This is a genomic window from Brachybacterium sp. p3-SID1565, from assembly GCF_025143785.1.
Classification (GTDB): domain Bacteria; phylum Actinomycetota; class Actinomycetes; order Actinomycetales; family Dermabacteraceae; genus Brachybacterium; species Brachybacterium epidermidis.
On the sequence record NZ_JAMBDS010000014.1, the window covers coordinates 29839 to 53875 of the forward strand.

A 24037-nucleotide genomic window follows, 5' to 3' on the forward strand; every position below is an offset into this window, starting at 1 on the left:
GTCCTCAGCGAACCGGGCAGGAGGCGTTCGCCACGAGCCGAGACCGCCGCCGTCCGGGACCGATGCGAGACGGTCACCCGGCGTGGCGCCTCGGTGTACGGTGTGCGCCGTGCCCGACCGCTCTTCCCCCTCCTTCGACCGCTACGGCCGCGACGTGCTCTCCTCCGAGCCTCCGCCGCACCACCGCCGCCGTCCCGCCGCCCGCGAGGTTCCCGCCCAGCGGGACCTGGTGGTCGAGGACGCGGCGACCGGGTACACCGGCGCGATCACCCGCGTGGAGAAGGCCGGCGGTGTGCACGTGGTCGAGCTCGAGGACGCACGTGGCCGCCGCCGCGGCTTCCCCCTGGGGCCCGGGTTCATGATCGACGGCAAGCCGGTGGTGCTCACCCTCCCCCAGCGGGCTCCAGCACCCAGCGGCCCCAAGCGCTCCGCGAGCGGCTCGGTGTACGTCGAGGGCGCGAAGGCCAGGACCGCCCGCGCCTCCCGGATCTGGGTCGAGGGCAAGCACGACGCCGAACTGGTGCAGAAGGTGTGGGGTCACGACCTGCGCATCGAAGGAGTCGTCGTCGAGCAGCTCGAGGGCGCCGACAACCTCGTGGAGCGAGTGCAGGCTTTCGGTCCCGGCCCGGGACGCCGGCTCGGTGTGCTGGTGGACCACCTGGTGACCGGCTCCAAGGAGTCCCGGATCGCCGAGCAGGTGATGCGCCTGCCCGGCGCCCCCGGCAACGTGATCGTGCTGGGGCACCCCTACGTGGACGTGTGGCAGGCGGTGCGCCCGGCACGCGTGGGCCTGAAGGCATGGCCGCACGTGCCCCGCGGCACCGACATCAAGGTGGGAACGCTCAAGGCCCTGGGCTGGCCGCACTCCGATCAGGCCGACATCGCCGAGGGCTGGCAGCGCATCCTGGCCACCGTCCGCTCCTACGCCGACGTCGAGCCCACCCTGTCCGGGCGGATCGAGGAGCTCATCGACTGGGTGACCGTCGAGGGGTGAGCACCGCGTGCCCAACGAGGGTGCCCGATGCGCAACCTGCGACCGGGGGCTATCCCCCGCCTGATCGGGAGGCGCGCCGCGGGGCCCAGATCAGGTGCTCTCGGTAGGCTGGGGGCATCCGACCACGACGGCGGCGGCCATCTCGGCTCCCCGTCCTGACGAAGAGGGGACCCATGAACGAGAACTCGCATCCCTACGATCCCTACCGCGATCAGCCCGCGAACCCGGGCCCCGCGGCTGCGTCCGAGGCCGGCGCCGCCCAGCACGGCGCTGGCCACCAGCAGAATGCCGCCTACGGCCAGCAGGGCGCTGGCCATGGTCAGCCGAACGCCGGCTACGGCCAGGCCCAGGGCAGCGCCTACGCCGGGCAGGGCGCCCCGCAGGGAACCCAGACCCTCGATGCTCTGCCCGCAAACGTCAAGGGCGTGTACGAGGGGCCCCTGTCGGGCCAGCCCACCACGGAGTCCGACGCCAAGCTGTGGTCGATGTTCTCGCACCTGGCGGTGCTGCTGGGCCATCTGCTCAGCTGGGGCTTCCTGGGCTGGATCGGCCCGCTGATCATCTTCCTGATGTACAAGGACCGCAACCGGTTCGTGCGCTACAACGCCGCCGAGGCCCTCAACGGTGCGATCGCCGTGGTGATCGCCCAGGTGGTGCTCGGGGTCGTGCTCGGCATCTTTGGGTTCGTCACCCTCGGCCTCGGCTTCGCGGCGTTCCCGCTGGTCGGCATCCCGGCGCTGATCCAGCTGATCTTCGCGATCATCGGTGCGGTCAGGGCCAACCAGGGCGAGTGGTGGAACTACCCGCTGAACATCCGCCTGGTCAAGTGACCTGACCGCAGAGGGCAAGCCCCCGGAGCCGGCCGCGCGTCGTGCTGTCGGGGGCTTCGTCCTGCACGGGGTGCGCACCCGCGGCCCGTACCGGGTGTGGCGGGGAGCCGCTGCGCTGGGGTCTCAGGGCACGAGGTCGCGGATCACCGCGTCGGCCAGGAGCCTGCCGGGTCGCGTGAGCACCGCCCGGCCCGCTGCCAGGGCGTCCGCATCCAGGTGCCCCCGGTCCCGATGCACCTCCAGCATGGGTCGTTGGGCCGGTGGGACCACGTCCACGTCGAGCCCGTCGATGATCCGCAGTTCCAGCATGATGCGCTCCATGCGGCGGGCCTTAGGATCGACCTGTTCGGACTCGGCGACCGGAAGCTCCCCGGCGTTCAGCTTCGCCGCGTAGCGGCTGGGGTGCTTCACGTTCCAGGAGCGCAGGCCGTCGCGATGGCGGTGCGCGCCCGGGCCGATGCCCCACCAGTCCTTGCCCTGCCAGTAGGCGAGGTTGTGTCGCGAGCGGTGCGCGGGGCTGCGCGCGAAGTTGGAGACCTCGTACCAGGACAGGCCGTCGGCTGTGGCGAGGTCGTCGATCAGCTCGTACTTGTCGGCCATGTCATCGCCGTCGGGTGGGGTGATCTCCCCGCGCCGCAGCCGGCGCGCCATCGCCGTGTTCCCCTCGATGATCAGGGAGTATGCGGACAGGTGGTCCACACCGCAGGACAGTGCCGCGCGCACGGAGGTCTCCACATCGGCGAGGGTCTCCCCCGGCGTGCCATAGATCAGGTCCAGGCTGACGGCCAGGCCCGCCTCCCGGGCCCACTGCACCACCTGCGGCACCCGCTCGGGGTCATGGGTGCGGTCCAGGGTGCTGAGCACCGAGCGCACCGCCGACTGCATGCCGAAGGAGACCCGCGTGATGCCGCCCTCGGCGAGCTGGGCCAGGGACTCCGGCGTGACCGAGTCCGGGTTCGCCTCGGTGGTGACCTCCGCACCCGGCGCCAGGGGGATCAGGGAGCGCAGGTGAGCGAGCATCGCGATCAGGTCCCCGGCCGGCAGCAGGGTGGGGGTGCCGCCGCCGAAGAACACGGTGGAGACCTGCTGGTACGGGTACCCGCCTGCCGCATCCGCAGCGAGGGTCAGGTCCATCTCGCGCATCGCGTTGGCGGGGTACTCGCGCTGCGAGCCGCCCCCGCCCAGCTCGGTGGCGGTGTAGGTGTTGAAGTCGCAGTACCCGCACCGCACCGCGCAGAACGGCACGTGGATGTAGACGGACAGGTCCGGGGGCCCGGAGGCAACGGGGGGTGCCGGGGTCACAGTCCCATGCCCAAGCCCAGGCCACGACCGGTGGAGCGAAGACGGTCGGGGAACGCGACGGGCGCCTGATCGGTGCTGCCGGATTCATTGGCATCGCGCTCGAGCACGCGCAGCGCGGCCTGCACCAGGGACTCGTACAGCACGGTGCCGGTCTGCCCGGCCCATGCCAGCAGGTTACGTGCCTGCTCGGCATCCAGGCCGCGGAACGCGTCGCCGATGGTCACGCCGTGCTCGGGGCGGTGCAGCACCTCGATCGCGTCACCGGCGGTGACGTCCCCCTCGGTGAGCACGCGGAAGTAGGCGCCGCAGCGTCCCACCTCGGTGAAGCGCCGGCCGAAGCGACGGTCCCCCATGCGAGCGGTGAAGGTGCCGCACGGGGTGCGGGGGCAGGTGGCCTCGATCTGCGCTGTGCCCACCTGCCAGCGCTCCCCGATCAGGGTCTCGTCGGTGTCGTAGCCGGTGGTCACCAGGTTCTCCCCGAAGAAGCCGTCGGGCAGCTCCTGCTCGCGCTCTGCGGCAAAGGCCTCCCGGGTCTCGCGGGCGTAGGCGTAGACGGCCTTGAAGATGCCGCCGTGGTGCTCACGATCGCCCTGCACATCGCCCAGCACCCCGTGGGTGAGCAGGGTGACGGGATGGTCCACGGGCCGCTTGTCGATGCCGCTCATCAGGCCGCGGTCGGGCACCGGGAACAGCTGGGCGACGGTGCACACGGCGGCGATGCGGGGTGCCCCGGAGGGCTGCGCCGGGGGTCCGGGCGCAGGCTCGGCCGCGGCCGATGCGCTGGGGGCGTGCGCGGGGTCCACGGAACCTCCTACTTCTTCTTGCCGTCCTTGCCGGTGTCCCCGGCGTCGGAGGACAGTGCGGCGATGAAGGCCTCCTGGGGGACCTCGACGGACCCGATGTTCTTCATCCGCTTCTTGCCCTCCTTCTGCTTCTCCAGCAGCTTGCGCTTGCGGGAGATGTCGCCGCCGTAGCACTTGGACAGCACGTCCTTACGCATGGCGCGGATGTTCTCACGGGCGATGATGCGGGAGCCGATGGCGGCCTGGATGGGCACCTCGAACTGCTGGCGCGGAATGAGGTTCTTGAGCTTGCCGGCCATCTCCACGCCGTAGTTGTAGGCCTTGTCGCGGTGCACGACGGCGCTGAAGGCGTCCACCGGGTCGCCCTGCAGCAGCATGTCCACCTTGACCAGGTCGGCGGTCTGCTCCCCGGAGACGTCGTAGTCCAGGGAGGCGTAGCCGCGGGTGCGGGACTTCAGCTGGTCGAAGAAGTCGAACACGATCTCCGCCAGCGGCAGCGTATACCGCAGCTCCACGCGGTCCTCGCTGAGGTAGTCCATGCCGCCCAGGCTGCCGCGCTTGGACTGGCACAGCTCCATGACCACGCCCACGAACTCGCTGGGCACCAGGATGGTGGCCTTGGCGACCGGTTCGCTGATCTCCCGCACCTTGCCCTCGGGGAAGTCCGAGGGGTTCAGCACCTCGACCTGGGTGCCGTCCTCCATGGTCACGTGGTACACCACCGACGGGGCGGTGGAGATCAGGTCCAGGTTGAACTCGCGCTCCAGGCGCTCGCGCACGATCTCCAGGTGCAGCAGCCCCAGGAAGCCCACACGGAAGCCGAAGCCCAGGGCCGTGGAGGTCTCCGGCTCGTAGTTCAGGGCAGCGTCGTTGAGCTTCAGCTTGTCCAGGGCGTCACGCAGCACCGGGTAGTCGGAGCCGTCGATCGGGAACAGCCCGGAGTACACCATCGGCTTGGGGTCCGCGTAGCCGGGCAGCGCTTCGGTGGCCCCGCGCACGGAGGTGGTGACGGTGTCGCCCACCTTGGACTGGCGCACGTCCTTCACACCGGTGATCAGGTAGCCCACCTCGCCGGGGCCGAGGCCCTGGGTGGGGCTGGGCTCCGGGGAGCTCACGCCGATCTCGAGCAGCTCGTGGTGCGCTCCGGTGGACATCATGGCGATGCGGTCGCGGGCCTTGAGGGAGCCGTCGACCACACGCACATAGGTGACCACGCCCCGGTAGGTGTCGTACACGGAGTCGAAGATCATGGCGCGGCAGGGGGCGTCCACCTGCCCTTCCGGGTGGGGCAGGGTGCGCACCACGTGGTCCAGCAGCTCCTCGACTCCCTGGCCGGTCTTGCCGGAGACCCGCAGCACGTCCTCGGGATCGACGCCCACCAGCTGACCGATCTCGGCGGCGTACTTGTCCGGGTCCGCGGCGGGCAGGTCGATCTTGTTGAGCACCGGAATGATGGTGAGGTCGTTCTCCATCGCCAGGTACAGGTTCGCCAGGGTCTGCGCCTCGATGCCCTGGGCCGCGTCCACCAGCAGGATCGCCCCTTCGCAGGCGGCCAGCGAGCGGGACACCTCGTAGGTGAAGTCCACGTGGCCGGGCGTGTCGATCATGTTCAGGGCGTAGTTGGTGCCGTCGACCTGCCAGGGCATGCGCACGGCCTGGCTCTTGACGGTGATGCCGCGCTCGCGCTCGATGTCCATGCGGTCCAGGTACTGGGCGCGCATGAGGCGCTCGTCCACCACGCCGGTCATCTGCAGCATGCGATCGGCCAGCGTGGACTTGCCGTGGTCGATGTGCGCGATGATGCAGAAGTTGCGGATGCGCTCCTGGGGCGTCGAGGCGGGCTGGATGTCCGCGGCCTCGTCGGCGGCGATCCTCGGGGTCACCGGCATCCGTCCTTTCGTGGTGGCAGGTCGTGGTGGCAGGCGCGCACCGCGGTCGCGGCGCGCCGTCCATCGTCTCACGGGCACCGGGTTGGTACTCAGCGGGGCACGGCGCGAGTGCTCACGCTCACCCGGCGAACCGTGCGATGCCCCGGGGCGCCGGCTGCTCACTCGCCTTCGATCACGGAGCCGTTGCGGGGAAGGCCGCCGGGGAAGGTGATGGGCAGTGCCCGGGCCCGGGTGGGATCTGCATCGTCCATCGCCTGCAGGTGCACGTGGGGCTCGGTGGAGTTGCCGGAGTTGCCGCACTGCGCGAGGACCTTCCCGCGGTGCACCTGCTGGCCTGGTCGGACCATCAGGCTGCCCTGCCGCAGGTGGCACAGGGCGAGGAACACGGCGGGGCCGGCGACGCCGGCGTCGGCCTCGATGATCACGTGGTTTCCAGCGAGTCCGGTCCAGCCTTCGGCCGCGCGTCGACGCTGGGTGAGCATGTAGCCCACCGAGGGCAGCCCGCGATGGGCGGCGTGATCCGGTTCGCCGTCGTGCGCGGCCCGCACGGTGCCGTCGATCGGGGCGCGGATCTCACTGCCGAAGCCGACGAAGTGCTCCGGTGCCTCCGGACGCAGGAACGACCGGAGGGTGTAGGCGCCGGAGCGCCCGTCCGCCCCCACCGGTGTGAGGTCGATGGACTGCTCCAGGGCATAGAGGCGCGTGCCGTGGCTGGGCATCCGGTCGGCCGGGCTGTTCTGCACCAGCCAGCGCCCGGGTCCGGGAACGCGCAGCGGAACGGGGGTGCGGGGTCTTCGTGCCATCACGTCCTCATCCGGGGTGCCGGGGTCGGTGGGGCCCGGCCGGTCAGGTGCCGGGCTCGAAGTACGTGCTCTTCAAGGCGCGGCTGACGGCGACGGTGACCCGCTGCAGCTGCTCCATCTCGGTGTCGAAGTCAGCGACGATGTCGTCCAGGGAGCGGTACCGCAGGCTGGCGGCGGCCCGGCCCACGATCCGGCGGGCCGGGTCCTCGGTGCCCATGCGGTCGAAGGAGCTGCCGTGCAGCTTGGCCAGGATGTCCAGGGCCTCGTCCAGCTCGATCAGGCAGTGCGCCGCCGAGCGGGGGAAGATCGAGTCCAGCAGCAGGAACTCGATGGCCCGTGCGGCGCGCACCCGGCCCCGGTAGGAGCGGATGTAGGCCTCGTGGGCGCTGCAGCTGCGCAGCAGCATCACCACGTTGCCGTCGGTGGCGTCCTCCAGGTCGTGGCCCTGCAGGATGCGGGCGACCATGTCCACGCGCTCCAGCAGTTGTCCCACCCGCAGGAACAGCCAGGCCTCGTCACGGGTCATCGAGGCATCGATCAGGCCGTTCACCACGGCGCAGCGGTCCTTGGCGAACTGGAAGGCGCCGTGCATCCGGGAGGGCCGCACCGAGCGGGCCATGCCGAGCGTGGTGGTGTTCAGCGACTCCCACACCTCGGTGGAGAGCACCTCGCGGGCACCCCGGGCGTTCTCACGGGCGGTCTGCAGGGCACCAGCGACGGAGGAGGGGTTCGTCCGGTCGGTCACCAGGCGGTCCAGCACCCGCTGGACGGTGTGGTCCTGCGGGTCCTGCGCTGAGGCGCCGAAGATCGAGTACACGTCCTTGCAGGCACGACCGACGTCGTGGGTGGCGTCCTCGGTGATCGACTGCAGGGACACATCGAGGATGCGGGCGGTCTGGTCCGCGCGCTCCACGTAGCGGCCGATCCAGAAGACGGCCTCGGCGATCCTACTGAGCATCGCTGTGCTCCTCCTGCTCGTCGGGGTCGGGCTGCACGTCGTGGTCCGGCTGGTCCTCGTCCTCCAGGTCGAGGATGGGGATGGCGGCGGTGACGGGTTCGGGCTCGGTGCCCAGCAGGTCCTCGTCCTCGTCGAAGGGCTCGTCCACCCCGGTCTGCTCGACCACGCGCACCTCGCCCTCCGGGGTGGAGACCTCCACCTGCGTGGGGGTCTGCGAGGCCAGCACCCAGGTGTCCTTCGAGCCGCCCCCGCGCGAGGAGTTCACGATCATCTCTCCCTTGGGCAGTGCCACGCGGGTGAGGCCGCCGGGCAGCACCCACACGTCCTCCCCGCTGTTGAGGGCGAAGGGCCGCAGGTCCACGTGCCGCGGCTCGGGCCCCTCCTCCATCAGGGTGGGGATGGTGGACAGCTGCACGACGGGCTGGGCGATCCAGCCGCGCGGATCCTGCTCGAGGCGGGTGCGCAGCTCCTGCAGCTGGGCGTCGGTAGCAGCCGGCCCGATCACGATGCCCTTGCCGCCGGATCCGTCCACGGGCTTGACCACCAGCTCATCGAGGCGGTCGAGCACCTCGGCGCGGGATTCCGGTTCCTCCAGGCGCCAGGTGTCCACGTTGGGCAGCACCGGCTCCTCGCCCAGGTAGTACCGGATCATGTCCGGCACGTAGGTGTAGGTGAGCTTGTCGTCGCCCAGCCCGTTGCCGATCGCGTTGGCCACGACCACGTTGCCGGCCAGGATCGATCTCACCAGGCCGGGCACGCCCAGCATGGAGTCGGGGCGGAACACCTCGGGGTCGATGAAGTCGTCGTCGGTGCGCTTGTAGATGACGTCCACGCGGCGCAGGCCGGCGGTGGTGCGCATGTAGATGCGGTCGTTGCGCTCGACCAGATCGCTGGCCTCGACCAGGTCCACTCCCATGGTGCGCGCCAGCAGCGAGTGCTCGAAGTAGGCGCTGTTGTACCGCCCGGGGGTGAGCACCACCACCGTGGCCTCCTCCCCCACGGCGTGCGGTGCCGCGGCCTGCAGTGCGGCCAGCAGACGGCCGGGGTACTCACTGACCCGCCGCACGGGCCGATGGGAGAACAGCTCGGGGAAGCCCTGGGCCATGGCGCGGCGGTTGGACAGCACATAGCTGACACCGCTGGGGGTGCGCACGTTGTCCTCGAGCACCCGGAAGCCTCCGGAGCCGTCGCGCACCAGGTCGATGCCGGAGATGTGGATGCGCACCCCGTTGGGCGGGCGGTAGCCCTGCACGGCATCGACGATGTAGGTGGAGGAGTCCAGCAGCGACCCCGGCACCACACCGTCGGCCACGGCTCGACGATCCGTGTACACGTCGTCGAGGAACGCCTCCAGGGCACGTACCCGTTGCTCGATGCCGGTGGAGACCAGCGCCCATTCCTCGGCGGCGATGACCCGCGGGATGGCATCGACCGGGAAGGGACGCTCCTCACCCGCGTAGTCGAAGGTGACACCCTGATCGAGATAGCTGGACGCCAGCGTCTCCGAACGGGACCGGAACTCCTCCAGCCCCAGGCCGGACAGGGCCTCGTGGAGGAATCCGTACGTGGACCGCACGTGGCCGTCCGGCGCGAACATCTCGTCGCCGTCGCCTGCGGCGTCGTACTCCTGGAAGAGGGTGTTGCCTGGCATGGCCCCATCTAACACCGTCATCACACGAGGCACGTCCTGGCCCGTCAGCATGATGGCGGGGGCCGTTGCACACTAGGGGGACGAACCGTCCGGAGAGGTGAACCCCATGTCATTCGGATCCCGTCTGAGCTCCCTGCTGCGCACCGCCGCGCGCTCCCCCGCGGTGCGCCGCACGGCGCGTGACCTGGGCCGGGCCGCGGTGCGCTCGGTCTCCGAGACGCGCTCCGGCCGCTCCGGGTCGGCCGCGCGGCGGCGCGCGAACGATCATGGGGGCGAAGCGGGAGTGTCCACCGCGACAGCATCGGCCCTCGCCGACCGTGACGGCTCGGCGCCTCTGGCGATCACGTACGCGCCGCGGCTGGACGGCCACCCGGATCCCGGGGAGATCGTGTGGGCGTGGGTGCCGTACGAGGAGGACCTCTCCCGCGGCAAGGACCGTCCCGTGCTGGTGCTCGCGGAGGAGGATGCTCGCGCGGGCGGCCGCGACGGCGAGGGCGCGGTGCTGGTGGCCCTGATGCTCACCTCCCGTGACCGCGCCGAGAACGACGGGGTGCACGTTGACGAGCACGGCGCCACCTGGATCGACGTGGGATCGGGATCCTGGGACAGCAAGGGGCGACCCAGTGAGGTGCGGGTGGACCGGCTGCTGCGGCTGAGCCCGCAGGCGGTGCGGCGCGAGGGATCGCGCCTGGCTGAGGACCGCTTCGACCGGGTGGCGGCGGCCGCGCGCGAGGTCCACGGATGGGACGGATGACACGTCACCGGGGCAGTGCCGCTGATCAGCGATTCTGGTAATGTCGACGCTCGTATGTGTGACATACCGTTCGGTGTGCGCATGCTGGAGGCCCCACCGTGTCAGGGTTCGCCGGTAGGTGCGACCCGGGCGAGTACCCGCGGCAGCGACCCGGTACCGACGTCTCCAGGCGAACCCCACCGCCCGTCCCCGTCGGCAGCGGTCCTCGGCCGCCGCGGATGTTCCACCTCCACAGCACAAGAGAGAAGTCTTCGTGGCAAACATCAAGTCCCAGATCAAGCGGAACAAGACCAACGAGAAGGCGCGCCTGCGCAACCGTGCGGTCAAGTCCGAGCTCAAGACCTACGTGCGCAAGGTGCGCACCGCCGCCTCCGCCGGTGACGCCGAGGGCGCCGCCAAGGCCCTGAAGGATGCGTCCCGCAAGCTGGACAAGGCCGTCTCCAAGGGCGTCATCCACAAGAACCAGGCCGCCAACCGCAAGTCGGGCCTGGCCAAGCTGGTCTCCAAGATCAGCGCCTGAACGACTCCGGTCAGCCCCTGAGCTGAACCACTCGAGCCCCGTACGCCACCGGCGTGCGGGGCTCGTCGCATGCCGGGGGGATGCGCCCGGGGGCGGTGACCTCAGCGCGCCCGGCGGGCGCGGCCGATCTCGATCACCATGTGCTGGACGGACCAGCGGGGGTCACGGCCAGCCCCCTTCACCTCGTGATCGGCGCGGGCCACGGCCTCCAGGGCCCGGGCCAGCGAGCGGTCGTTCCAGGCGCGGGCGTCACGGCTGAGGTTGCGGATCATCCAGTCAGGCATGCCGAGACTGCGGGCGTTCGCGCCGGGGGTGGTCACCTTGGCCAGCGATCGCATCTTGGAGGCGATCGCGGCGACGATGGGGACCGGGTCGGCCCCGGCCAGCTGAGCCTGCTGCAGCAGTTGGAGGGCTTCGCGCTCCCGGCCGGCGATCGCGGCATCGGCCACGGCGAAGGCGGTGGACTCCACACGGCCAGCGGTCACCTGGCGCACGTCCTGCAGGGTGAGGGGCTGCGCCTGCGTGCCCTCGTCGGGGGTGGTGTCCTCGATCAGCTGGCGGCTCATCGCGGCGAGCTCGGCCAGGTCTGTTCCGAAGGCGTCGACCAGGGCGGCCACGGCCTCGGGCTGGATGCGGCGGCCGGCCCGTGCGAACTCGGCCGCCACGAAGGCCTGCTTGTCGCCGACGCGCTTGAGCGGATCGGCCGGGACGCGGGGCACGCCCGCCTTCTTCAGGGTGTCCAGCAACTTCTTGCCGCGGTTGCCGCCGCGGTGCACGAGCACCAGGGTGACGTCGTGCTCAGGGGCGGGGATGTACGCGAGGATCTCGGTGATCAGCGACTCGGGCGCGGCCTGCAGCTCGGGCACGATCACCATGCGCGGCTCCCCGAACAGGGAGGGGCTGGTGACCTGGGAGAGGGACCCGGCGGTGATGGTCTCCGCAGTGAGCTCGTGGAAGGCAACGGCATCGTCCTGCTCCCGGGCCAGGGAGCGCAGCCGTTGCACGGCGCGTTCGGCGATCAGCGATTCGGTGCCGTGGACCAGCACGATCGGGGCGAGGGCGACGCTGTGCCACTCGACATCGCTCACGGGCACTCCTTCACAACGGGACGTGGCGATCCTATCGGGCGGGTGCGACAGCCGGGATCGCAGAAAGCGGTAGACGCGGGGCGGAGGCGCGGCGGGCCGCTGGCTCGAAAGGATGGCCGGCCCCGTCATCGGGGTGGTCCGACGGACAGCGGCTCGTCGATGGCATCGGCCGGGAGGATCACGGTGCCGTGCCTGTCCGTGCGCACCACCTGCGCGCCCACGTCGCCCAGCAGGTCCAGGGCATGGTCGGTGGGGTGACCGAAACTGTTCTCCTTCCCCACCGTGACCAGTGCCAGCTCAGGGGCGAGGTGCTCGTACAGTCCCGCATCCTGCCGCCGTGAACCGTGGTGGGCCACCTTCACGATGCGCGCGGGCCCCGGTACCGTCGCGGCGAGCTCTCGCTGGGCAACGGGTTCGAGGTCCCCGAGGGACACCAGGCGGGTGCCGTCAGGCCAGGTGGCCGAGACCACCACCGAGCAGTCGTTGGCGGCGTCCCCCTCCCCCGAGCCGTCCTCCCGCAGCGCCGCGGATTCCGCGGCCCGCGCCGAGGGCGGCCACAGCACCTCGAGCACGAGACCGTCCTGCTGCCAGGTCTCCCCTGCGACGACGGAGCTGACCATGTCACCGGCGGCCACGTCCCGCGTTGCGTGGGGCAGCGGGCACACCCACTGCTCGGCGGGGGCCCGTTCCCCGGTGAGGGCGCTGCGGCCTCCCGTGTGATCGGCGTGTGGGTGGGTGAGGATCAGCAGGTCGATCGCGTCGACGTGCAAGCGGTTCAAGCAGTCCCGCAGTGGTTCCGGCTCCGGGCCGGTGTCGATCAGTACGGTGGATCCACCGCTGCGCAGCAGCACGGCATCGCCCTGCCCCACTGCGCAGGCAGCGACGCTCCACTCCTTCCCGGCCCGACCGGGCAGAAGGGGAGCGAGCGCCGGGGCTGTCCCCGCGACCAGGAGCGCCGCCATCACCCAGCGCACGGTGCGGGATCGCCGCCCCGCCACTGCGACCGCAGCAACGGCGAGGGCGGCGATGGCCAGGAGCACTCCTGGCGTTCCCTCGGGAACGGGGATGCGGGAACCGGGCAGAGCATTGGCGGTGCCGGCGATGAGCAGGACCACGTGAGCACCGCCCGCGGCGATCGTGTTGAGAAGCTGCGCGGCGGCTGGCCAGACGGGACCCAGCAGCAGTGCGATCACGCCGATCACGGTGGTGGGGCCGACCACCGGACCCACCAGCATGTTCACCGGCACGGCCCAGGCGGAGACCTCAGGGGCCAGGGTGATCAGGATCGGGGTGACAGCAAGCTGCGCCACCAGCGGCACGGCCAGCACCAGGGCGGGTACCCGACTGACCCTCTCGCCAGTCGCCTCGGTGATCGCGTTTGCGAGGGGCGGTGCAGCGATGAGGATCGCCCCGGTGGCGAGGGCGGAAAGAGCGAAGCCGATGGATGCGGCGGTGACCGGATCCAGGACGGACCACAGTGCGACCGTGAGGGCCAGTGCTGCGACCGGTGAGGCTCTCACCCCCGCGAACCTGGCGATCAGAACCGGCGCAGCCATGGTGGCGGCGCGCTGCACACTGGGCTCCTCCCCCACCAGGAACACGTACCCGGCCATGGCGATGCCGGCGATCATCAGGCGCGGGCGCCTGCGCACCCCGGCCAGCAGCAGGGGCGCGATCACCGCGGCGAGGATCAGCGCTATGTTCGCGCCGGAGACCGCCACCAGGTGCGAGATGCCGGCGCGCTGCATGATCTCCTCGCTGCGCTGCCCGAGGCCGTGGGTGTCCCCCGAGGTCATGCCGCGCACCAGGGCGGCCTCATCGGCCGGGAGATGGGCGGTGTTCTCCCGGGCGAGGTCCCGCAGCCGGTGACGCAGGTGCTGCGCGGTGGCCGAGATCCCGGTGTCAGGGATGGGCCGTGCCTCGGTGACGCTCAGCACCAGCAGACCGCCGGAGCTGCGGACGGTCCCGCGCACCCACACGTCCTGGCCCCCGCGCACCTGGCCCAGGGCAGCCTGGGACTCCTCGCCGGAGGAGCGCACCAGCACCGGCACGGAGGCGGGCACGCTCACCTCCTCGGCGCCGATCCGTACCCTCGCAGGGATCGTGCGGGCCATCATCTGCAGACCTGAGCGGGACCATTCCGGTCCGCTGCTGGGTGCCGCCGGATCAGCGCGGGCCGTGACGGCCAGCTGGACGACCAGCCCTTCCTCGGCCGCAGTGTGCAGGGCGCGGCTGGTCTCATCGTGGCGCAGCAGCACGGGGAACAGCAGCACCCCTGCCAGTGCTACCACGGCCAGGTGCGCGAACAGGATGTGGGTGATGGCTCGCCGCGGGATCACCACGATGGCCGCCAGCACGCTCGAGCACAGCACCGCGCACGCCGCGATGGCCGCCTGTGCACCGAGCAGGATGCCGATCGCGGCGAGGCTCCAGATGGCTGCGGCGCTGGGCAGCAGGCGCAGATCGTTCCACCGCATCGATCGCCCTCATCCGCTCACGGTGGCCTGGTCGCGGATCTTCTCCAGGGTGGCCGGTCCGATGCCGGAGACCTCCATCAGGTCGTCCACCGAGCGGAAGGGGCCATTGGCCTCCCGGTGGTCGATGATCCGCTGGGCGATTGCCGGTCCCACGCCGGGCAGTTCCTCCAATTGGGATGCATTGGCAGTGTTGATGTCGATCAGGACATCTCTCGAGGTGCCGCCGGCCCCGCTGCCCGGGGAGCCGCCCGTGCCTGGTGCCTGCCCCAGCTCCGGGGCTGCCGCAGGTGGCGGTTCCTCGCCCGGCAGCGGGAGGTGGATCTGCTCACCGTCCGCAACGGGGCGGGCCAGGTTCACCGCCGCCAGGTCCGCTTCGGGCGCTGCTCCGCCGGCGGCATCGACCGCATCCTGCACCCGGGCGCCCAGCTCGAGCCGGACCACGCCAGGATTCTCCACGGCACCGGAGACATGGACCACGATCTCGGAGGGCGCCTGATCCTCGGCCCGCTCGCCCCCTGCAGTTCCGCTGGCCTCCTCCGACGAGGCATCAGGATCGTGAGCGCCCGGAGGCTGCGAGTCCGCATCGTCGGTGGTCGCGTCCCCGCTCGACCCTCCAGCCGCCGGGGAGGGATCGGCGGTCTCGGACATGCTCACCGGGGAGCGCTCCTCCAGCGGCACGGCAGAGCCGGCGGACCCCAGGTGGATGGCGCCCGCGGCGATCAGGACCAGCACCGCGATGCCCACCAGGGACGACGGGCTGGGCGCCGGGAGCGACAGTCGACGCGCTGGCGTCTCGGCCCTGTGATCCACGTGCTCGACGAGCGGCTCTCCACCGCGTCGATGCCGCCCGGGCCGGTTGCGCAACGGCCGTCCGTGTCCTGCTCCCATGGGTCCGACGCTAGGGACTCGGCACCGCCCTCACGGGACTACGGCCGCTGATGGGGAGAACCCGTCATTGGGGAGGAACCTCACCGGCGTGGGAGACAGGTCTTCCCGCACTGCGCGCGTATGCGACCTCGCTGGGGGCCGACTCGCCGCTCATCAGCCGATGCCGAGGGTCGCCATCCACTGGCCCCAGAAGGCGATCAGGATCACCAGGGCCACCAGCAGGTACCAGGCCAGGGTGAGCAGCACCCAGCGGCGCAGGATCCCCGCCAGCGGACCGGGCAGTCGCAGGTCGCCGCTCTCCACGGTGTGGGCGAGGGTCGCGAAGAACATGGGGGCGGTGGCGACCCACACCACCATGCACCACGGGCACAGAGTGCGTATGATGACGATCGCGGAGAACGCCAGGAAGTGCACGAAGGCGAAGGCGAAGGTCATCCCGCCCAGCCGTGCCCAGCGCATCCACGGGGGCAGGGTGGTGCCGCTGAGCATCAGCGCACCGAGCACGCCCATGATGGCGAAACCGCCCAGCCCGATCGCCATGTTGGGGATGCCGAAGGCCTCGGCCTGCCAGGTCATCATCACGGTGCCGCAGGAGATGAACGGGTTGATGTCGCAGGCGAGGGTGGCGCCGGGGTTGGACAGCAGGTACAGCTTGTCCACCAGCAGGTTCAGCGCTGCGATCCAGCCCACCAAGCCGCCGATCAGCAGCACCGCACCGGTCAGTGCAGTGCTGGCGCGGGGCTTGGCGCGGCGCTCGGCCGCGAGCTCCGCGTCGATCTCCGCGATCAGTGCGGCATCGTCCTCGGCCCGGGTGCCGGCCGGCTCCGTACCCGTGCCATCCTGCTCGGCACGGGGGCCGGCCTGGTCCTGGGCCCGGTTCTGGTTCTGGTTCAGGCTCTGGTTCATCAGGGGCTATTGTGCACCCACGACGGGGTGAGCGCGATACCAGTCCGCGAGTCGTTCGAATCCCTCGTCGATGCTGACGGCCGGGCTCCACTGGAGGCGCTCGCGGGTGCGGCGCTGGTCGAACCAGTGCGCGGTGGACATCTGCTCGGCCAGGAACTCCGTCATCGGCGGTTCGTCGGCCCCGGGGCGGATCTCCCACAGCCGTTCCACCACGCGCCCGGCCGCGCGGGCCACCGAGCCGGGGACCTTGATGCGGGGCCGCGGGACCCCGGCGGCGTCGCACCAGCCGTTGAACACGTCCCGCACGGTGCGGGGCTCGCCGTTGGTGACCACGAAGCTCTCGCCGTGGACGTCCTCGATGCGGTCCAGAGCCGCCACGATCGCGTCCGCGGCGTTGGTGACGTAGGTGGTGTCGATCAGCGCCATGCCGTCGTCCAGCAGGGGCAGGCGGCCGCTGCGGGCGCGGTCCACGATGCGCCCGACCAGCTGGGTGTCCCCCGGACCCCACACCACGTGGGGGCGGATGGAGGTCACCAGCAGGCCGTCGCGGCCGTCGGCCTCCATGGCCAGCAGCTCGGCGGCGGCCTTGGTGCGGGCGTAGGGGCCGCGGGCGTGCTCGGGATCCGCAGGCGTCGCGCCCAGGCCGACGATCGCGGTGCCCAGGTGAGCGACCGACGGAGACGACACGTTGACCAGCTGGCCGCCGCCCTGAGCACGCAGGGCGCCGACCACGTTGCGGGTGCCGCCGATGTTGATATCCCGGTACTCGCTCTCCGGACCGGAGATGGACACCTTCGCGGCCAGGTGGATGACCGCATCGCAGCCGTCCGCCGCACGGCGCACGTCCTCCGCGCTGGTGAGGGAGCCGTTGACGTCGGTGACCCCGTCGATGCCGGCGGGGCGGCGCTGGAAGGCGCGCACCTCCTCACCGCGGTCGCGCAGGGCGGTCGCCACGGCACCGCCCAGCATCCCGGAGGCGCCGGTGACCAGGATCCTGCGGCCGCTCACAGTGCCTCCGCCCGCTCGCCGCGCAGGGTCTGCTCCGACCAGCGCGACAGTGCCGCCCGGTCGATCTTGGAGTTGTGGCGGATGTCGGTGGGCAGGGCACGGGTGGTGAACACCGCGGTGACCTCCACACCAGCGCGCTCGCGCACGGCACGGCGCACGGCCTCCTGCAGGGAGGTCTCGGCCGGCCGGGGCCGCCCGGGCGCACCGGGGCGGTAGCCGTCCTCGGTCTCCAGGATCACCACCACCTGCTGGGTGCCACGCGGGCCCACCACCGCGGCGCCGGCACGGCGCACGGTGGGCACGGTCTCGGCTGCGTCCTCCACCTGCACCGGGGTGAACAGTCCGTCGGCGGTGGCCAGCACGTGGGCCGCACGGCCCTCCACCCACAACCGCCCGTCAGCGTCGAGATGGCCCACGTCGCCGGTGGCGTGCCATCCTTCGAAGCGCATGGCGCTGCGGGTGGTGCCGTACAGCATCAGGTAACGGTCGCGCACGTGGGGGGCGCGGATCAGGATCTCGCCGGTGACATCCGCGCGGTCGGTGATCTCCCCGGTGGTCTCCCCCTCGGCGTCCATGGCGGCGATGGCGACCTGGACGCGGCTGACGGGCCTGCCCACGCACACTCCGGCGCCGGGGCCCGCGTCCTCGATGCCCTCGAGGTCGATGGCGGTGGCGACCAGGCACTCGGTCATGCCGTACGGGGTGAGGGCCCTCGCATTCGGCATCAGGCCCCGCAGCTCCCGCAGCATGTGCGCGGCGATCGGCGCACCGGCGGAGAAGAAGCTGGGCACACGCGCCAGGGCGGCCCGGCCCGCATCGTCCAGCTCAGAGGCGGTGCTCAGGATGTTCCGCAGAGCGGCGGGCGCGGTGAACACGGCCGGGGAGCCGAGGGCGTCGACCGCGTTGGCCAGGGCGCTCGCGGTGAGCTCCCCGGGACGGGTGATGTCCATGTCGGGCACCACGCTGGGGGCACCCAGGGCCGGGCCCAGCAGCGCGAAGGGCGCGAAGCCCGCGACCAGGCCACGCTCGGGGTCCAACTGCAGAGTGTCGCCCACCGCGGTGAACATCGCGGACATCTGGCGGTGGGTGTACACCGCCCCCTTGGCGGGCCCGGTGGAGCCGGAGGTGAACAGGATCGCCGCATCGACCTCGGGATCGGGCCAGGGGGCGTCCAGCGGGGCACCCAGGTCCCGCATCTGCGAGCCGGAGGCGGCCAGCTGTGCGACGGAGGTCTCCACGCCCAACACGGTGCGGTCCACTGTGGGCAGCTGGGCCACGCTGATGCGGCGGCCGGGCCAGCCCAGGGCGCGAGCGCCGACCAGCGCCCGGTTGATGCCGATGATCCAGTCCGGATGGGATCCGATCACGGCGCGGGTGAGGCCATCGGTGCCCAGGCCGGCATCGGCGATCACGGCGACGGCGCCGATGCGCAGGCAGGCGTACAGCACGCCGGTGAGGTCAGCCCCGGGAGTGATGAGGATCGACACCCGGTCCCCCGGCCGGATGCCGTGGGCGAGCATGCCGGCGGCGATGTCCTCCACGCGGCGGTTCAGCAGCGACCAGGAGATCTGGCGGCGCTCGCCGTCGGGTCCGGACAGCTCCACCACGGCCGGGCGGTGGGCATGGGCGGGATCGGCGGCGAGACGGCCGATGGGCTCGCCGACGTACCGCTCGGGGGCCTGCTCGGCATAGGTGGACACGGCGCGGCGGGAGCGCTGCTGAGGATCGGCGATGTCCACGCGGCGTGCGCGGTCCTCGGTGCCGAAGGTGTCCTGGAGCCATCCGGCCACCAGCGTGGACACATCGGCGTCCTCCCACACCAGGTGGGAGGCCTCCTCGAAGCGGTGCACGTCCGCGTGGGGCACCCGCTCCAGCAGGTCGCGCAGGTAGCGGTCGGAGAAGGTGATGTCGCGCGGGCCCCAGGCGAACAGGGTGGGCACGTGCAGTTCACGGATGCCCTCGGCGAGCCGCTCGAGGGTGGCGCGGGAGGGGTGGGAGGCATCCGCCGGGATGTCGGCCACGAAGGTCTCGATGCCCTTGCGGCGGGCGCGGCTGCGGTAGGGCGCCAGGTACGCGTCCTGCACCTCGGCGGGAAGTGCTGGCTTGGACAGCGACAGCGTGGTGCGCAGGAACGTGTCGGTCAGGGAGGTGGAGGCGGGCAGGAAGGCGGGGGTGGTCGCCAGCTGCAGCGCCTTGGGCAGGCTCTCCCCGATCTCCTGATGGATGCCGGTGTTGGTGAGGATCATGCCCACCACGTCGTGGCGGTTGTCCAGCGCCCATCCGGTGGAGATGATCCCGCCCCAGTCGTGGCCCACGGTCACCACCGGCCCGCGCAGGGACAGGGCGTCGGTGAGCAGGGACAGGTCGGTGATGCGGTCCTGCAGGCGGCGGGTGACGCCGGTGCGTTCGGACCAGCCCATCTCCAGCTGGTCCACGGCGATCACACGCCAGGGGATGTCCTCGCGCACCAGGCTGCGGTACAGGAAGGAGTAGGTGGGGTTGCCGTGCACGGCCAGCAGAGTGCCGCGGGGGGTGACGCCCCGCTCGGCGAGCAGGGGCGCGGAGTCCAGCAGATGCCAGCGGCGCATCTCGCCGGCGTGGTCGCGCACCTCGAGGGTGCGGGAGATGCGGGGGTCCACGCCGGGCATGGCGGGGACCTCGGGGATCTGGGCGCGGCGTCGGCCCTTGGGGGTCGTGCTCACCATTCCACCTCCATGAAAGCGGTGTTCAGTCCGGAGCCCACGCCGAGCAGCAGCACCCGCTCGCCGCGGGCGATGTTCTGCTGGTGGTTCGCCAGGGTCATCGGCACGGCTTCGGCGGCGATGTTCCCCCAGTCGGGGAAGGAGACCGGGATGCGCTCCATCCCCACTCCGGTGATCTTCGAGAAGTTGCGGGTGTACACCATGGACACCTGATGCGGGATGACGTGCTCGATGCTGCGGAAGTCCAGGCCGGCGTCATTGGCGTCCTTCCAGGTGTCCAAGATCAGGGCGATGCCGTTCTCCAGCAGGCCCGAGGAGTCGGTGCGCATGTCCTGCATGTTGGCCACGCACAGCTCGTGGTGCTGGGTGCCGGCGCGGGACTGCGTGAGCTTGAGGCGGTGCCCCTCGGGATGCTTGTCGCTGGGGCCGATCACGGCGGCGGCCGCCCCGGAGCCCAGGGTGAGGGAGGCGAACTGGTTGTTGAAGTCGGCGCGGGTGGCGGTCTTGGAGTTCAGGCGGTCGATGGTGCCGCGCTGCACCTCCTCGACGTCCTCGGCACCGACGATCAGCGCGTACTGGATCTGCCCGGCGTCGATCATCCCGGCGGCCATGCTCATGGCGTTGACGAAGCCCAGGCAGGCGTTGGTGATGTCGAAGTTCATGCAGCTGGTGGGCATGCCCAGCGAGTGGTGGATGGCGGTGGAGACGGCCGGCTCGAGATAGGGGCGGGACACGGAGGCGTTGATCATCAGGCCCACCTGGTTGCGGGTGATGCCGGCATTGGCCATGGCGCGCTCGGCGGCGCTGACCACGCCCTGCCGCCAGCCGTTGTGGGAGTCCTGCCACCAGCGCCGCTCGTACACCCCGGCCACGCGCTGCAGCACACCGCGGGGAAGGCGCAGACGCTTGCGGGCGGGAGTGAGCATCTCGTCGATCTCGTCGGAGGTGACCGTCACGGAGGGCAGAGTCATCTCCACCGAGAGCAGTGAGGCGTTCCTGTGGACGAATTGCGTGTTCCCGTTCCCCATCAGCGTGCACTACCTCGTTCTTCGTCGTGTCTTGAACCGCGGCGCCCATTGTCCCACCGCTTCCCTGTGACCGGCTCACGGGTGTCCGATCACACGTCGGGCAACAGTTCTCGTCCCGTCGGCGGCTCACACCTCGGTGCCGGAGCCCACCGTGTCCGCTGCCGTGGCGTCCTTGGAATCCCGGCCGACCTGAGCATTCCGGCCGTCCTGGGCGTCCTCGAGGTGGTGCCCCAGGTGGTGGCGCGCGAACAGCAGGCACTGGCGCAGCACCTGCTCACGCTGCCCCTCTTTGCGGTACGGGCGCGTGTTGACCTCCACCAGCACCGAGCCGCCCCAGCCGCTGTTGGCCAGGCGCCGCAGCACCTCCGCGCAGGGCTGGTTGCCCTCCCCCGGGGGCAGGTGCTCGTCTTTGGTGGAGTTGCCGGAGCCGTCGGCCAGGTGCAGGTGGGTCAGGCGCTCCCCGAGGCCCTCGATCAGCACCAGGGCGTCGTCCCCGGCGGTCGCGGCGTGGGAGAGGTCAACCGTCACGTGCGCGTAGTCCTCGTCAGTGGGGTCGTGATCGGGAAGGTACACCATCACCTCGCGCACTCCCAGGCGCCACGGGTACATGTTCTCCACCGCCACCGCGACCCCGTAGCGCTCCTCGATCTCCGCGACGCCGTGCACGAACTCCCTCGCGTAGGAGCCCTGCCAGCGGAACGGCGGGTGTGCCACCACGGTCGGCACCTCCAGCTCCACGGCGAGCTGGACGGTGCGCTCGATCTTGACCCAGGGGTCGCCGCCCCACAGCCGCTGCAGGAAGAACAGCGTGGGCGCGTGCAGGGACAGGATGGGCTGCTGGTAGCGCCCCACGTACGCCCGCAGCTTGTCCGGGTCCTGCGAGTCCTCGGGGTAGGAGACCATCACCTCCACGCCGTCGTAGCCGATGCTCTGGGACAGGCGGAAGCACTCCTCCACCCCGGCAGGGAACACGGAGGAGGTGGACAGCCCCACGGGGATGTGCCGCTGCGGCCGCTGCTGCTCACTGCGCAGATCACCCTCCCTCAGGCGCCGCGAGAGGTTCTCGCGGGCGCTGCGCTGCGCACTGTTGGGGCGGGTGTAGGGCTTGCGCGCCCCGTTGCGGGGCGCGCTGTCGGATGTGCCGCGCTCACGACGTGGGTTCACAGTTCCTCCTCGACGCTCGGATGCGTCCCTGTCAGTATGCCGCGCACGCGGGGCCGGTGGGCGGGCCGGGAGGCACAGGCTGTCGTGGCCGCACCCCGGCCGGGGCCGCGCCTAGACTCGCCCCATGCGAGTACGTGACCTGAGGGCCGAGGACGCCCGCGCCTACCGGGCGCTCAGCACAGGAGCCTTCGGCGGGCGCGAACCGGCCGAGTCACCACGGCCGTTCAACCCGGCCGAGACCGCGATCGGCATCGATTCCTCCTCCCTGCCCGGCGGTGTCGACGGAGTGATCGCGGCCGGTGCCCGCATCCGCCACGACCGCATCGCCGTCGGAGGCGGGGTCGCCGCGTGCGGGGGGATCGGCGGTCTGGCGGTGCATCCAGCGCACCGAGGCAACGGACTGTTCGGCCCCCTGCTCACCGCGGTGATCGCGCGCTGCCAGGGAGAGGGCATGGCCTTCTCGATGCTGTACCCCTCCAATCCCGCGCTCTACCGCCGCTACGGGTACCAGGAGGTGGCTCGGGAGACCGAGGTTCAGGTGCCGCTCGGAGACCTGCAGCGACTGCGCCCCGTGGGCGACAGGCGCCTGGTCCCTGTCACCGAGCGGACCATGCCGCGCCTGCGCGCCCTGTACCGGGAGCTGACCTGCGAGGACAACGGCATGCTGCTGCGCGAGGGGCCACTGTTCCCCGAGGGCGTGCCGGGCGATGGCTGGTCGGCGCTGCTGCTGGAGGACGTCGACGGCCGCGACCACGGCTACATCTCCTGGACCCGTGCGGCCGACCACACCTCCGAGGAGGGCCTGGAGGTGCACGAGATCCTCGGCCGCACCCGCGAGGATCTCACCGCCCTGCTGCGCTCCCTGGGCTCCTGGTCCACGGTCACCTCCACCGCACGCCTGCGGCTGCGCACGGAGGACCCGGTGTTGAACGTGCTGCCCAGCGGCAGGCTGCGCCCGGCCCCCGACATGCCCGGCATCGTGATGATGCGGGTGATCGATACGGCCGCGGCGCTCGAGGCCAGGCCCGCGCCCGATGGCCTCGAGGGCGCGATCCTGCTGACGGTCGAGGACCTCACCGTTCCGGAGGGCACCTGCCGGGCCGCCGGCAGCTGGAAGGTCCGGGCGGCAGGTGGACGCATCACCGCCGATCCTCTCCCGCAGTCCTCGGCCGACCCGGCGGCCGGCCCCTCGTCGGGGACCGAGGGGCTGGTGGGTGTGGTGCGCCTGGACATCCACGCCGCCTCGCTGCTGCTGACCGGCGGACGCACCGTGGCCGACGCCCGCCGCCTGGGCCTGGGCGCTGATGCCGATCCCGCAGCCGGGCGCTTCCTCGACGCCCTGCTGGCGGGCCCCCGCCCCTCGGTGCTGGATGCGTTCTGACCCGCCCGCCTCCTCTGCCCCGCACGCCTCCTCTGCCCCGCACGCCTCCTCTACCCCGCCTGCGCCCCCAGACCCGCACCAGTCCCACCGCACCCTCGACCCCTGGAGCACTCCCGCATGGCCAAGCTGCACTTCAAGTACGGAGCGATGAACTCCGGGAAGTCCGACACGCTGATCAAGACCGCGTACAACTACGACGAGCGGGGCCTTGCCACGATCACCGTCAAGCCCGCCCTGGACACCAAGGGCGAGGACTGGGTGGTGGCCCGCGGCGGTGCGAAGCGCCAGGTGGACGTGCTCGCCGCCCCCGGGGAGGACATCCGCTCCCACATCCACACCGTGGCCGATGACAAGGGCCTGCGCCCCCTTCACTGCGTGCTGGTGGACGAGTCGCAGTTCCTGGAACCCGCCCAGATCGACCAGCTGTTCCGCATCGCCAAGGAGGACGGCATCTCGGTGATCTGCTACGGGCTGCGGGCCGACTTCCGCACCCGCACGTTCCCCGGTGCCCTGCGCCTGTTCGAGCTGGCCGACAACATCGAGAAGCTGCCCACCATGTGTCGCTGCGGTTCCCAGGCCGAGTTCAACTGCCGCGTGGTGGACGATCGTCATGTGTTCGAGGGCGATCAGGTGGCCATCGACGACGGGGCCGCCGTCACCTACGAGTCGCTGTGCGGGGCATGCTTCATGCGCGAGCAGGAGGACGCCGGGGTGCACGTGCTGGGCTGACCTCACCCCCGCGAGGGCCCGGGCCCGATCGCACGGCATCGGGTGTCCGCGCTGGCCGCGCGGGCACGCAACCGGGGCAGGCGGGGGGCGGACGCAGTGACGGGGGGGGGGGGGGGGGTGCCGCCCCCCCCCCCCGGGGGGCGGGGGGCCCACCAGGATGGG

The 24037-nt window shown here is 71.4% G+C and carries 20 protein-coding genes; 6 read left to right on the forward strand and 14 right to left on the reverse strand.

Annotation, left to right across the window (positions count from 1 at the left end; translation table 11 throughout):
• Positions 1-100: 100 nt before the first annotated feature.
• Together M4D54_RS05300 and M4D54_RS05305 are read left to right on the forward strand one after the other, a co-directional pair.
• Positions 101-994: a DUF3097 domain-containing protein gene (locus M4D54_RS05300; RefSeq protein ID WP_193865925.1), complete on the forward strand. Its 894-nt coding sequence runs from the start codon at positions 101-103 to the stop codon at positions 992-994.
• 173 nt (positions 995-1167) lie between these two features.
• Positions 1168-1824 carry a DUF4870 domain-containing protein gene (locus tag M4D54_RS05305; RefSeq protein WP_193865971.1) on the forward strand — a complete coding sequence of 219 codons (657 nt, stop codon included), beginning with the start codon at positions 1168-1170 and terminating at the stop codon, positions 1822-1824.
• Between the two features lie 123 nt (positions 1825-1947).
• Here M4D54_RS05305 and hemW read toward each other — a convergent pair whose 3' ends face one another.
• The 6 genes from hemW to M4D54_RS05335 form a co-directional block, all read right to left on the reverse strand.
• A complete protein-coding gene (hemW, locus tag M4D54_RS05310) occupies positions 1948-3126 on the reverse strand; it encodes a radical SAM family heme chaperone HemW (RefSeq protein WP_259890631.1) in 1179 nt (392 codons plus the stop codon).
• Positions 3123-3929, reverse strand: coding sequence for an MOSC domain-containing protein (locus M4D54_RS05315; RefSeq protein WP_259890633.1), 807 nt, complete (start codon positions 3927-3929; stop codon positions 3123-3125). Before M4D54_RS05315 ends, hemW begins: the two co-directional genes overlap by 4 nt.
• Positions 3930-3937: 8 nt before the next feature.
• Positions 3938-5818 carry a translation elongation factor 4 gene (lepA, locus tag M4D54_RS05320; RefSeq protein ID WP_228019346.1) on the reverse strand — a complete coding sequence of 627 codons (1881 nt, stop codon included), beginning with the start codon at positions 5816-5818 and terminating at the stop codon, positions 3938-3940.
• Between the two features lie 158 nt (positions 5819-5976).
• The gene (locus M4D54_RS05325; RefSeq protein ID WP_193865927.1) at positions 5977-6621 is read right to left on the reverse strand and encodes a M23 family metallopeptidase; all 645 of its coding nucleotides are present in this window, start codon (positions 6619-6621) and stop codon (positions 5977-5979) included.
• A 43-nt stretch (positions 6622-6664) separates the two neighbouring features.
• Complete coding sequence (locus M4D54_RS05330; protein ID WP_193865928.1) at positions 6665-7579, reverse strand: alpha-E domain-containing protein; 915 nt, start codon at positions 7577-7579, stop codon at positions 6665-6667.
• A complete protein-coding gene (locus M4D54_RS05335; RefSeq protein WP_259890643.1) occupies positions 7569-9230 on the reverse strand; it encodes a circularly permuted type 2 ATP-grasp protein in 1662 nt (553 codons plus the stop codon). Before M4D54_RS05335 ends, M4D54_RS05330 begins: the two co-directional genes overlap by 11 nt.
• Before the next feature lie 106 nt (positions 9231-9336).
• On the opposite strand from M4D54_RS05335, the gene M4D54_RS05340 reads away from it, so the two are divergent.
• Both M4D54_RS05340 and rpsT read left to right on the forward strand, forming a co-directional pair.
• Positions 9337-9984 carry a type II toxin-antitoxin system PemK/MazF family toxin gene (locus M4D54_RS05340; protein WP_259890645.1) on the forward strand — a complete coding sequence of 216 codons (648 nt, stop codon included), beginning with the start codon at positions 9337-9339 and terminating at the stop codon, positions 9982-9984.
• Positions 9985-10237: 253 nt separating this feature from the next.
• Complete coding sequence (gene rpsT, locus M4D54_RS05345; protein ID WP_193865931.1) at positions 10238-10504, forward strand: 30S ribosomal protein S20; 267 nt, start codon at positions 10238-10240, stop codon at positions 10502-10504.
• Between the two features lie 101 nt (positions 10505-10605).
• On the opposite strand, the gene holA is transcribed toward rpsT, so the two are convergent.
• The 8 genes from holA to M4D54_RS05385 form a co-directional block, all read right to left on the reverse strand.
• Positions 10606-11592, reverse strand: a complete 987-nt coding sequence (gene holA / locus M4D54_RS05350) for a DNA polymerase III subunit delta (protein WP_193865932.1) — start codon at positions 11590-11592, stop codon at positions 10606-10608.
• A 125-nt stretch (positions 11593-11717) separates the two neighbouring features.
• Entirely contained in the window at positions 11718-14069 is a 2352-nt protein-coding gene (locus M4D54_RS05355; protein WP_259890646.1) for a ComEC/Rec2 family competence protein, read from the reverse strand.
• A 9-nt stretch (positions 14070-14078) separates the two neighbouring features.
• Positions 14079-14957, reverse strand: a complete 879-nt coding sequence (locus M4D54_RS05360; protein WP_259890647.1) for a ComEA family DNA-binding protein — start codon at positions 14955-14957, stop codon at positions 14079-14081.
• A 153-nt stretch (positions 14958-15110) separates the two neighbouring features.
• A complete protein-coding gene (locus tag M4D54_RS05365) occupies positions 15111-15863 on the reverse strand; it encodes a vitamin K epoxide reductase family protein (protein WP_193865935.1) in 753 nt (250 codons plus the stop codon).
• A gap of 6 nt (positions 15864-15869) precedes the next feature.
• On the reverse strand, positions 15870-16871 hold the full coding sequence (locus M4D54_RS05370; RefSeq protein ID WP_193865936.1) for an NAD(P)-dependent oxidoreductase: 1002 nt from the start codon (positions 16869-16871) through the stop codon (positions 15870-15872).
• Positions 16868-19576: an alpha/beta fold hydrolase gene (locus tag M4D54_RS05375; protein ID WP_193865937.1), complete on the reverse strand. Its 2709-nt coding sequence runs from the start codon at positions 19574-19576 to the stop codon at positions 16868-16870. Before M4D54_RS05375 ends, M4D54_RS05370 begins: the two co-directional genes overlap by 4 nt.
• Positions 19570-20601 (reverse strand): 3-oxoacyl-ACP synthase III, encoded by a 1032-nt coding sequence (locus M4D54_RS05380; RefSeq protein ID WP_193865938.1) that lies wholly within the window; start codon positions 20599-20601, stop codon positions 19570-19572. The genes M4D54_RS05375 and M4D54_RS05380 overlap by 7 nt, the downstream gene beginning before the upstream one ends.
• Positions 20602-20727: 126 nt before the next feature.
• Entirely contained in the window at positions 20728-21765 is a 1038-nt protein-coding gene (locus M4D54_RS05385) for a sugar phosphate isomerase/epimerase (protein ID WP_193865939.1), read from the reverse strand.
• Between the two features lie 124 nt (positions 21766-21889).
• Between M4D54_RS05385 and eis the strand changes: the two genes are divergently transcribed.
• Positions 21890-23146, forward strand: a complete 1257-nt coding sequence (gene eis, locus M4D54_RS05390) for an enhanced intracellular survival protein Eis (protein WP_259890648.1) — start codon at positions 21890-21892, stop codon at positions 23144-23146.
• A gap of 117 nt (positions 23147-23263) precedes the next feature.
• Positions 23264-23875, forward strand: a complete 612-nt coding sequence (locus M4D54_RS05395) for a thymidine kinase (RefSeq protein WP_193865940.1) — start codon at positions 23264-23266, stop codon at positions 23873-23875.
• Positions 23876-24037: the final 162 nt, after the last annotated feature.

Excerpts from the sequence above, each read along its gene's own strand:
- M4D54_RS05365 (WP_193865935.1), bottom strand. The coding sequence starts at position 15,863 with ATGAACCAGAGCCTGAACCAGAACCAGAACCGGGCCCAGGACCAGGCC.
- M4D54_RS05375 (WP_193865937.1), bottom strand. The coding sequence starts at position 19,576 with ATGGTGAGCACGACCCCCAAGGGCCGACGCCGCGCCCAGATCCCCGAG.
- M4D54_RS05335 (WP_259890643.1), bottom strand. The coding sequence starts at position 9,230 with ATGCCAGGCAACACCCTCTTCCAGGAGTACGACGCCGCAGGCGACGGC.
- eis (WP_259890648.1), top strand. The coding sequence starts at position 21,890 with ATGCGAGTACGTGACCTGAGGGCCGAGGACGCCCGCGCCTACCGGGCG.
- M4D54_RS05395 (WP_193865940.1), top strand. The coding sequence starts at position 23,264 with ATGGCCAAGCTGCACTTCAAGTACGGAGCGATGAACTCCGGGAAGTCC.
- M4D54_RS05305 (WP_193865971.1), top strand. The coding sequence starts at position 1,168 with ATGAACGAGAACTCGCATCCCTACGATCCCTACCGCGATCAGCCCGCG.
- M4D54_RS05380 (WP_193865938.1), bottom strand. The coding sequence starts at position 20,601 with ATGGGGAACGGGAACACGCAATTCGTCCACAGGAACGCCTCACTGCTC.
- M4D54_RS05340 (WP_259890645.1), top strand. The coding sequence starts at position 9,337 with ATGTCATTCGGATCCCGTCTGAGCTCCCTGCTGCGCACCGCCGCGCGC.
- M4D54_RS05360 (WP_259890647.1), bottom strand. The coding sequence starts at position 14,957 with ATGGGAGCAGGACACGGACGGCCGTTGCGCAACCGGCCCGGGCGGCAT.
- M4D54_RS05330 (WP_193865928.1), bottom strand. The coding sequence starts at position 7,579 with ATGCTCAGTAGGATCGCCGAGGCCGTCTTCTGGATCGGCCGCTACGTG.
- M4D54_RS05325 (WP_193865927.1), bottom strand. The coding sequence starts at position 6,621 with ATGGCACGAAGACCCCGCACCCCCGTTCCGCTGCGCGTTCCCGGACCC.
- lepA (WP_228019346.1), bottom strand. The coding sequence starts at position 5,818 with ATGCCGGTGACCCCGAGGATCGCCGCCGACGAGGCCGCGGACATCCAG.
- M4D54_RS05355 (WP_259890646.1), bottom strand. The coding sequence starts at position 14,069 with ATGCGGTGGAACGATCTGCGCCTGCTGCCCAGCGCCGCAGCCATCTGG.